Raw genomic sequence first — 9,294 nt, forward strand, 5'->3', positions numbered from 1 at the left:
AATGAGTGTTTGATGAGAAAAGGGCTGCTTTTTGAATCTATAAAAAACTGCTCAGTCGGTTTCCATAACCAACTGAGCAGGTCTTATTCAATAAATCTAAACATTCATTTTCCTTTTAAGCGAAGTTTTATATAGAATTTCACTAAAAAGAAGTTGACGAGTAGCACGAGTAAAATATAAAGTTTGACATGCAAAAAAATTAAGCCAAACACAAGCTCTACAGCTGTGACAAAGAGCATTATACGCGACAGAACGCATTTAATAGCCGCAAACTTTGAGGAGCGACGCAGTGGGTAAATACGTGTCAAAAGTTGATAATCAAAGGATTCTTGCAAAGCAAACAATTGAAAAAGCAACAGATAGTTAAACACAGCCACCAAAATCACCGCAACAACAGGATTCCCAATAAAAATTAAGGATAAAATCGCCAGGAACAGTAAGCGCAAAGTCAGTGATAAATAATCCCCAGAACGTAAAAAGGCACGGCTAAAGAGATATTCATAGGTACGAAGTGTTTTCGGTAATAGAAAGTCCAGATATCTCCGGCGACGACTTTGTGTTTTTAAGCCCTTGACATTGGTAAAGAGCGCAAAAAATCTCAAAGTATTCGTCTTACGGTTTTCTTCATAGGAAATTAATGCCTCCCAAGCAATAATCCCTTTTGGAAGCATCTGGCTTAGGCGAAAAGCCAAAGTAGCTGCTTTCAAGAGGAACAATAGAGCAAACCACAGCCCAAGAGAAAGCAGGGACCAGTTTAAAAGAGGCGCAGAAAGCCCAATCAGGCTAAAGCTAATAAAGGCTGGTAAGATTAAGGAACGTAACCAGGAAACATATAGATGTTTACGAACTGCTCTCTCTTGTGGCAGAAGGAAAACCTTATCAGCAGACTCAACAAAGCTCGCCAGTCTTCCAAAAGCTTGACTCAGAGCTGATATTAAAACGATCAAGACCACTTTGCCAGCCGTATTTAAACTATGCGCTTGTAAAAATTGAGCATACTGCACAGCCAGTGCACCCAACAAAATCATCAAGAAAAGCACAAAATGATCATTAAAAACATAGCGCAAGTATTTGAGGTTTTGCCGGTAGTATGCTTTGCGGCGTTCTTCAAACAAGCTATTCATGAGCATTTACACCTTTCGTCAGTTCTAAATAAATTTCATCAAGGCTGGCATTTTCCTTGCCGAACTTTGCGCGTAATTCATCAATAGTACCAGCAACCAGCACTTGTCCTTCATGTAGGATAACAAACTTATCACAGAACTTTTCTGCTGTCGAAAGTATATGTGTACTCATCAAAATGGAAGCTCCAGCATCACGCATAGAAAGCATCAACGTAATCAAGTCTTGAATGGCTAAAGGATCCAATCCTAAAAATGGTTCATCAATAATATATAGGCTTGGGTCTGTCAAAAAAGCGCAAATAATCATCACTTTTTGCTTCATCCCTTTAGAAAAGTTAACTGGGAACCAGTCCAACTTATCTTCCAGACGAAAGGTTTTCAAGAGCTTCTCTGCACGAGGCATAGCCTCCTCCACAGGTACTCCATAAGCCAAAGCTGTTACTTCAATGTGTTCACGTAGCGTCAACTCTTCATAAAGACTTGGGGTTTCAGGTATGAAACCGATCTTCCGACGATAGCCTTCCAAATCTTCCTGCAAGGTAATACCGTCTAACTCAATTTGACCAGAATAAGGCGTTAAAAGTCCGATGACTTCCTGAATTGTTGTTGATTTTCCCGCACCATTAAGACCGATAAGACCAACCAACTCCCCATCTGCTATATCGAAACTCACGTCATTAAGGACTGGATGGCCAAAATATCCTCCAGTCAGATTACTTATTTTAAGAGCCACATTAATATCTCCACTTCTTTTCAAATTTGTTATACGTTAATTTTATCATATCCCCCCTTCTTTTGCTCCCCTCTACTGCATAAGGCCTTTAGTCCAGCTTTTAATTAGCTAACTCATATTTCCCTTCATTATCGCGCCCATAAAATGTAATAAAGCTGGGACAAAAGTCGAAAGCGATTGCTTCTAGGCAAAATCACAAGATGAAAAACGCTCAACCACGGCATTCTTGTTTGTCATGATGGAGCGTTTTTTCATTATTTCGGACTTTTGTCCCGGTCTCTATTTTTCATGTACAGCCCTCTTGGACTTCAATCCTGTTTAGCTTCGCTTACGCCTTATTAATGCCAGTAACACTTAGAACGATCAATAATGCTCCAAATGGGCTGGCGTTTATCTTCTTTTCATCCTTTAAAACAAGAAAACACGGAAAAGGAGAATATCTTAATGGATACTCCTCTTTCATCTTTTTAAATATGGACAGCAGCCCTCACTAATCTGTTTAAAAATTCCCCTTAATTCTAAGGCACTTATTTCCGATAATATTTTTAGAGAACGGCTAACAAGTTTTTTCCTGCAATTTTATTGTCAAATGGATAAAACCAGCATCCCTTTACAAAAAGTAAAGCAAAATCTAACTTATCAAATGAAATAAGCGTCTTACCATTTTCAAAGAGGACAAGATTGATTTTGACAAACAAAAACAGATTGTTCGAATCTAAAAGCATGAGGCATTCTAACTTAAAACCTATAGCTTCAGCAAATCTTCTACATGATTAATCAAAAAATTCGGCGCTTCATTATCTAAATCCTCAAAACTATGTGCTCCCCATGACACAGCACAGGTCTTAATCCCTGCTGCTTTTCCCATTTGGATATCAAAGGATGCATCACCTATCATAATCGAATCTTCCGGATCAATCCTATAAGTTTTTAAGATATATAAGACCCCGTCAGGCGCTGGCTTGTAATGTTCAACTTGGTCAGAACCAACAACACCTTCAAAATATACAGCAATATCCAGATATTCTAAATTTCTTTTTAAGGCGACTGAATGTTTACTAGACACAACATATAATCTTTTCCCCAAGCTCTTTAGTTTCTGAAGTACTTCTTTAATGTGAGGAAACAGTGTCAGATTTTCTTGCTCATATTCCTTGTAGTATTGTCGAAAAGCAGAGAGCAAAGCTTGAAACTCTGTTTCCCTGAAAGCATAATCTGGAAGCATTTTTTTAAAGGACTTTTCAATTGGGATACCTGTATAATAATTAATCATTTTTTCTGAAGGAACCTTTAAATTAAATTCTTGAAACGCAGATTGGGTTGCCAATATCCCCGTCTTTCCTGAGTTAGCCAAAGTACCATCAAAATCAAAAATATATGCTTCCATTGTCAACCTTCTCCTTTGTAACGGATATAATTTATTAGAAATTATTATAACACAAATGTAATTGATTTTGTTTTTTGCTTAGCCCTCACACAAGATGAAGCGCAAGCACAGCTGTTCTCTGCTTTGCTCTACAAGCAGCGGGCGAACTCTTATAAATTTTATTTGTCTCTTTTTATTTCCTTATTAATTTTGGCCAGTTTATTTGAAACAACATTCTTTGACCAGTTAGACTAAGCAAAATTAAAAGATTTTGTTATAATTTACTTATAACAATGCAATAAGCCACCGCTGGCTTCTGCTACTAAACAGGGAGATTTCTTATGGATAATTGTATTTTTTGTAAAATCATTGCGGGCGAAATCCCAAGCACTAAAGTTTACGAAGATGAGCATTTAATCGCTTTTCTAGACATTACACAAACCACAAAAGGTCATACGCTTGTTGTGCCTAAAAAACATACACGAAACTTGCTGGCTATGGCCCCTGAGGAAGCTTCACAACTTTTTGCCAAAATTCCGGAAATTGGCAATAAACTTGTGAACTCTTTTGGCGCAAAAGGCATGAACATCTTACAAAATAATGAAGAAACAGCTGGTCAAACCGTCTTCCACACTCATGTACATTTGATTCCTCGCTATGCTGAAGATGACGGTTTCCACGCTAAATTTACAGCACATACTTATGATTTACGTGCCATTGCGGAGGAAATCCAATGAAAGAGTTCATCCATGATATCTCAGAAATCTTTTCAAAGCTCGGTAAAGAAATAGATGACGTCAAAGTTAACTTGGAAAAAGTAAAACTTGAAGCAAAAAAAGCTGAACTCACAGGTCAAGAAATTCAAAGAAAAATAAATGAATTTCAAGCTGTCGCTCAGCCTAAAGTTGATAAAATCAACGAAATCTTAGAAAAACTTGCAGAAAAAAGCAGCGAAAAATAAGAATCTATTGTAACTGGGCAAGCGCTATAATCAAAAAACGTTCAGCTTTGGTACATTTTGTATCAAAATTGAACGTTTTCTATTGTTAAAAATTATGTTCCCTCTTTAATTTTCTCAATTTTATTGATACTTTTCAGCAAATTAAAAAATAAGTACTACTTTTTATGATTATCCATATAAAACTGCCTGCCCCAGAAAATGCCTACACATTGGGAAATAACAAAAAATCCCGCAACTACTAAAATTTCGGTCAATGCACCATTGTAGCGAAAATATGTAAAAAAATAACGTGACGTATAAAGGACAAAAAGCAGAATAAACAACATCACATCTATTACAATTAGGTGAGTCCAAGCTTGTCGTCCGTCTTTTTTTATAAGCCAAAAACTCGCAAAAAGTAATAAAATTGAAATCAATTGTAAACTCAGCATCGGAAATCCAAGTATTGTTCCCATAATTATGATTGTCCAAATCATTACTGTAAAGGTTAGCAGGAAGATAATTCGTTTCATATTATCATTGTATCATGAAAGTGTCATTTTCTCTAATATAAATTACTAAACATTTCCTTTATGTTTCTAAAAGAAGACTGTCCAGTCTTTCCAAAGATTATAATAGCAACAAAAAAAGAGAAAAAGACTGCAGTCAAAAGTCACAAATAAAAAAGGGCCTAACCTCAGCATTGCTATGCACAGGTCAAGCACTTTTTTCATGTTTGGGACTTTTTTCAGTCACTTGTATTTATCGACTTAGAAGCTTGTTGTGTCAACTTTAACACCAGCACCCATAGTTGTAGTCACTGAAAGGTTTGTGATGTAAGTACCTTTAGCTGTAGCTGGCTTAGCAGCCATGATAACAGCATTAAGAGCTTTAAAGTTTTCAACAAGTTTTTCGTTGTCGAATGAAACTTTACCGATTGGTACGTGGATGTTACCAGCCTTATCAGCACGGTAGTTCACTTTACCAGCTTTTGATTCTTCAACAGCTTTAGTTACGTCCATTGTTACAGTACCAGTTTTAGGGTTTGGCATGAGGTTACGTGGACCAAGGACACGACCAAGACGACCTACAACGGCCATCATGTCAGGTGTTGCGATAACAACGTCAAAGTCCAACCAACCACCGTTGATTTTAGTCACGAGTTCATCAGCACCTACGAAGTCTGCACCAGCTGCTTCTGCTTCTTTAGCTTTTTCGCCACGAGCGAAAACAAGAACACGAGCAGTTTTACCAGTACCATTTGGCAATACCATTGCACCACGGATTTGTTGGTCAGATTTTTTAGTATCGATGTTGAGGTTGTATGCAACTTCTACAGATGCATCAAATTTTGCGATTGAAGTTTCTTTAGCAAGTGCTACTGCTTCTTCAACGCTGTAAAGTTTAGTTGCGTCTACTTTTTCAAGAGCAGCGCGCATTGATTTGCTTTTTTTAGCCATTTCTATATTTCTCCTTGTGGTAATATCGGTTGTCTGTTATTATAACAGCCTTCCACTTGTGTGGAATATGAGCGATGATTAATTAAGAATTAACCTTCTACTACAAATCCCATAGATTTTGCAGTACCTTCGATCATTGACATTGCTGCTTCAAGTGAACCAGCGTTAAGGTCAGCCATCTTAGTTTTTGCAATTTCTTCAACTTGTGCTTTTGTTACAGTTGCAACTTTAACTTTGTTAGGTTCACCTGAACCTTTTTCAACCTTAGCTGCTTTTTTCAAAAGAACTGCTGCTGGAGGAGTTTTTGTAATGAATGTAAATGATTTGTCTTCATATACTGAGATTACAACTGGGATGAGCATACCCGCTTGGTCAGCTGTACGCGCGTTAAATTCTTTAGTGAATCCCATGATGTTGATACCTGCTTGACCCAAAGCTGGACCAACTGGTGGAGCTGGTGTTGCTTTACCGGCAGGAATTTGCAATTTAACGAGTTTTTCTACTTGTTTAGCCACGATAAATTTCTCCTTATTATATTGTTTTCGTGATGTGGTATGATGATAGACCTTTCTATCTTCCACGCCTGTATGCTAAAGACATACCTAAGTAGTCTATCAAATATGGACACTTTTGTCAAGTTTCTATATTTCAATGAATTCGTCACATGCCGCAACAACAGCTGGATCATGTGTGACGATGATGACTGTTTTCCCTTTGTCTACCTCTTGCCGAAGCAAGCTTAATATCAGGCCTCTATTTTCTCCATCTAAGGAGCCTGTCGGCTCATCAGCCAAGATAATCTTACTGCGTTTCAGCAAAGCACGCGCCAATGCCACACGCTGTTTTTCGCCACCAGACAGGGCATACACTTTTTCACTCAACTTATGAGTAATTCCGACCTGATTTAAAGCTTCTCTCATCCTGCGACGCTTTTCTTTTCCATTTGTTTTTTCGTAGACCAGAGAAATATTTAAATTTCGCTCAATACTATCGTCTTCAATCAAGGCGAAATTTTGAAAAAGAAAAGAAATAAAGTTACGTCGCATGAGAAGAGCCGCTTTGCTATTTATCTTAGGGACTTGCTGTCCAGCTACATAAATCCTTCCCGCGTCTGCTTCTTCGATCAGTCCAATCAGATTAAGCAGCGTTGACTTTCCGGCACCACTTTTCCCGAGTATCGCTGTCATTTTCTCAGCTGGGATACTTAAGGAATAGTTATCAAAAATCTGATGTTTTCCAAACTTTTTACTCACTTCTTGCAGTTCTATCATGTGTTTTTATGCTCCTTTCAAGGTGGTGACCAGTTCTTTCTTTTCGAGACGGGTGAGGAGGTGGAAGACTAAAGCAAGCTCGATGATTGTAAACAACACATAGGCTTGGATAACCTCTGTATCATAGCCAATAGACCTTGAGTGAAGGGCAAATGCAAGATTTTGAATGAAAATCATCGCAAGTAAGCTACTGTAAGTTCTTATAAATGAGAAACCCTGTACACGATAAAGTACTAACTTTTTTCTGTTACTTTTGAAATAAATTATCGTTGTAGAAAAAATCATCAAAAGGAAAAGAATAAAAACCAAGAGATTTCTAAATACCCAACTCCAAGGCTCTCCTATAGTATGCTTCACATCTGTTTCAGCTATTTTTCTCACAGGAACAAAAGACGTGAAGATACTAGCAATCTTGTCTTTTTTTAAAGCTGGCAAAAGCTCTAGATAAGTTTTCTCCGCATTTTCTTTAATGGGGACCAATACACCCAGAGGGTTAGCCCTTTGAAACATATTAATATAGGTATTATAGCCTGCATTTTTTACTGTATGCACTTCAACCAAATCCGGTTGAATTTTTTCTTGCCTTGCCTCATAGAATCCCGTCTCGTCCATTTCAAAAACAGGAATTTTTTGATTGCCTTTGATCAAGAGGTAACGTATTTCTTTTCCCTGAAACCAAACATCTGGTAATTCTTGTAGCTCTTTATACCCCTTTTTAATTTCAGATATCTTATTTTTCAAATGCTCATTCACCAGAACAATTCCTTCACTACTATGTTTGTCTATATTTACAGGTTTTCCTTCTGTATCTCTAATGGTATATTTTTGTAAATAAGCAGAGTTGATTTCCACAGCCTGATATTTTTCTAAATTTTTCTGAGGTAGATATTTCTTTACTGCATGTAACCCTCCATTATTTTCCAAATAAGTAAAAAGATTTTTACTTCTCACAGCTTGTCCATAACTTTCTGAATAGCCTAGACCACCTTTATAAAATATTCCATAGTCATCTATGGGAGACTTCTGAAATAAACCTAGACTACTGTTGAGCAAAAAGATAAGTCCCATGCAGGCATAAACACTGCCCACAAAAGCAGCTGTTTTTGCAATATAAACGACTATATTTGCCTTTTTCAAGAAAGACTTATCATTGGTTTGATTAACGAGAGAATTTCTAATCACAAGTCCGATAATCCCACTCATAAGAAGCAGACTTAGTATAAAAAGAAAGGCAAAGCGAGACAGGTAATGAATATCAAAGCGCCGTAAAATAAAAACACTGGCAAACAAGGTGATAAAAGTTTGTGTGACAAGAAAAGCTTTAAGATATATTCGCTTAACAATCTCCCAAGCTGAAAGACCGTTAAGAGAATAAATAGCCACTTCCTTACTCCTTAGTATCGTCCATACGAGCAAGAGGATGAAGTAAAAAACGAAAATGACTTTGATAAAAAACTCTAGTCTTTGATTATTTCCCAAAATCGGAGGCATCTCCACATACCACTTGGGTTGCGTAACCAAACTTGTGGGTGTCGTTCTCAAGGAAAATCTTTGATTTAATTTTTGACTGAGTGACTGTAAAACATCTTCTTTTACTTTTGATTTAAAAAGGATAGCTGCGCCTTGGTATTGTTCATCCGTCAGTTTATTTATCGGTGCATTTTCAATACTTACCTGCTCTCCATGGTCTTCAAAAAACTTTTCATCAGAGGACTGAAAGTCTGTTTTGAAAAAAGTAATCTTTGAGAGGGGCTGAGCAAAATTAACCCTGCCTTTTCCATTATCTTCTGCACCAATAAAGCGGGAACGAACGATAAAAGGAGTATTGAACTCCTTTGAGACTTCTTCCATCACTTGAATAAAATCTTTACGCTCCAGAAATTCATGCTCTGAACCTTCCGAGAAGTTTTCTATATGTTTTTCAGGTTGATAGATTTGGGTATATTCTGGGAGCGAAACAGCTTCGATAAGCTTCTTTGCTTCTTTATCATTGTTGCGTATATAGGCAAGCATCAGAGACAAGATTGAAAAAAGGAGCAATAGCGAAATTTTTAAAACTTTATTCATAGATTACCAGCGATTTCCTTGAGCGTAAAAGCCCCAATCATAGGGATCATAATGATCCCCACGAGAAGATGTCCAAACCTTATAACCTGCTGGATACCAGCCACTATAGGTACGTCCTCCTCTTCGAACATAGGCCATACTTTGATGTGGTACAGCCCAGTTATAATACTCCGCTGTCAAGGTCTTCTTCCCCCAGAATGCATCTGGACAGGTCCTAGAGTGTGCCACCTGCCGTCCATGGCGTGTAAAATTATTCTGTAAGATGCGGACTGCGCGCTCTAGCTTTTCCACGCTATCCCCAAAAACACCATCGGCAGAGGCTTTTTCAGCAGT

The 9,294-nt window shown here is 37.6% G+C and carries 11 protein-coding genes; 2 read left to right on the plus strand and 9 right to left on the minus strand.

Going from position 1 to position 9,294, the window contains the following annotated elements:
- Positions 1-104 precede the first annotated feature (104 nt).
- The 3 genes from B4H39_RS09820 to B4H39_RS09830 form a co-directional block, all read right to left on the minus strand.
- Positions 105-1,124, minus strand: coding sequence for an ABC transporter permease (locus B4H39_RS09820; RefSeq protein WP_202231677.1), 1,020 nt, complete (start codon positions 1,122-1,124; stop codon positions 105-107).
- A complete protein-coding gene (locus tag B4H39_RS09825) occupies positions 1,117-1,857 on the minus strand; it encodes an ABC transporter ATP-binding protein (RefSeq protein ID WP_271328295.1) in 741 nt (246 codons plus the stop codon). Before B4H39_RS09825 ends, B4H39_RS09820 begins: the two co-directional genes overlap by 8 nt.
- 745 nt (positions 1,858-2,602) lie before the next feature.
- A complete protein-coding gene (locus B4H39_RS09830) occupies positions 2,603-3,244 on the minus strand; it encodes an HAD family hydrolase (RefSeq protein ID WP_251422036.1) in 642 nt (213 codons plus the stop codon).
- Between the two features lie 320 nt (positions 3,245-3,564).
- Between B4H39_RS09830 and B4H39_RS09835 the strand changes: the two genes are divergently transcribed.
- Positions 3,565-3,960, plus strand: coding sequence for an HIT family protein (locus B4H39_RS09835; RefSeq protein WP_202231631.1), 396 nt, complete (start codon positions 3,565-3,567; stop codon positions 3,958-3,960).
- Entirely contained in the window at positions 3,957-4,184 is a 228-nt protein-coding gene (locus tag B4H39_RS09840) for a hypothetical protein (RefSeq protein ID WP_202231632.1), read from the plus strand. Before B4H39_RS09835 ends, B4H39_RS09840 begins: the two co-directional genes overlap by 4 nt.
- Before the next feature lie 155 nt (positions 4,185-4,339).
- Here the strand turns inward: B4H39_RS09840 and B4H39_RS09845 are convergent, their stop codons facing one another.
- The 6 genes from B4H39_RS09845 to B4H39_RS09870 all read right to left on the minus strand — a co-directional run.
- Positions 4,340-4,696, minus strand: coding sequence for a hypothetical protein (locus B4H39_RS09845; protein ID WP_202231633.1), 357 nt, complete (start codon positions 4,694-4,696; stop codon positions 4,340-4,342).
- Between the two features lie 237 nt (positions 4,697-4,933).
- On the minus strand, positions 4,934-5,623 hold the full coding sequence (gene rplA, locus B4H39_RS09850; protein ID WP_202231634.1) for a 50S ribosomal protein L1: 690 nt from the start codon (positions 5,621-5,623) through the stop codon (positions 4,934-4,936).
- Between the two features lie 89 nt (positions 5,624-5,712).
- Complete coding sequence (rplK, locus tag B4H39_RS09855) at positions 5,713-6,138, minus strand: 50S ribosomal protein L11 (protein WP_202231635.1); 426 nt, start codon at positions 6,136-6,138, stop codon at positions 5,713-5,715.
- A gap of 126 nt (positions 6,139-6,264) precedes the next feature.
- A complete protein-coding gene (locus B4H39_RS09860) occupies positions 6,265-6,894 on the minus strand; it encodes an ABC transporter ATP-binding protein (RefSeq protein ID WP_251422033.1) in 630 nt (209 codons plus the stop codon).
- 6 nt (positions 6,895-6,900) lie between these two features.
- Positions 6,901-8,961, minus strand: coding sequence for a DUF1430 domain-containing protein (locus B4H39_RS09865; RefSeq protein ID WP_251422030.1), 2,061 nt, complete (start codon positions 8,959-8,961; stop codon positions 6,901-6,903).
- Positions 8,962-8,964: 3 nt separating this feature from the next.
- On the minus strand, positions 8,965-9,294 hold a 330-nt coding region (locus tag B4H39_RS09870), incomplete at its 5' end, for a hypothetical protein (RefSeq protein WP_286927574.1).

The organism is Lactococcus sp. UBA7128 (assembly GCF_002492185.1).
Taxonomy (GTDB): Bacteria; Bacillota; Bacilli; order Lactobacillales; family Streptococcaceae; genus Lactococcus; species Lactococcus muris.